Annotated in this window: 1 protein-coding gene and 1 pseudogene; both read left to right on the forward strand. The window is 66.2% G+C overall.

Annotated elements, in window-relative coordinates:
* Window positions 1-276 (forward strand): methyltransferase C-terminal domain-containing protein (locus tag CCL05_RS46665; RefSeq protein WP_341868293.1); only part of this gene is annotated, 276 nt, incomplete at its 5' end.
* A pseudogene (locus CCL05_RS37295) lies at window positions 273-458 on the forward strand (glucose-1-phosphate cytidylyltransferase); the annotation flags it as partial. The gene CCL05_RS46665 and the pseudogene CCL05_RS37295, both read left to right, overlap by 4 nt.

The raw sequence follows: 458 nt of genomic DNA on the forward strand, positions 1-458 counted from the left end.
AAGGGCAACACCCTGCTCAACCACTGCGGTATCCGGCCCGACCTGCTCGCCTACACGGTCGACCGCAACCCCTACAAGCACGGCAGGTTCACCCCGGGCACCCGCATCCCGATCCTGCCGCCCGAGCAGATCGCCGCCGACAAACCGGACTACGTCCTCGTCCTCCCGTGGAACCTGCGGGCCGAACTGGTCGAGCAGCTGTCCTTCGTGCACGACTGGGGCGGCCGGCTGGTCTTTCCCATACCGGAACTGAGCATTGTCGAGGTCAAGGCATGAAGGTCGTTCTGTTCTGCGGCGGTTACGGGATGCGGATGCGGAGCGGGGCCGCGGACGACGTGCCCAAGCCGATGGCGATGGTCGGCCCCAGGCCGCTGATCTGGCACGTGATGCGCTACTACGCGCACTTCGGGCACACGGAGTTCATCCTGTGCCTCGGGTACGGCGCCCACCACATCAAG

The organism is Streptomyces africanus, assembly GCF_002150735.1.
Taxonomy (GTDB): domain Bacteria; phylum Actinomycetota; class Actinomycetes; order Streptomycetales; family Streptomycetaceae; genus Streptomyces; species Streptomyces africanus.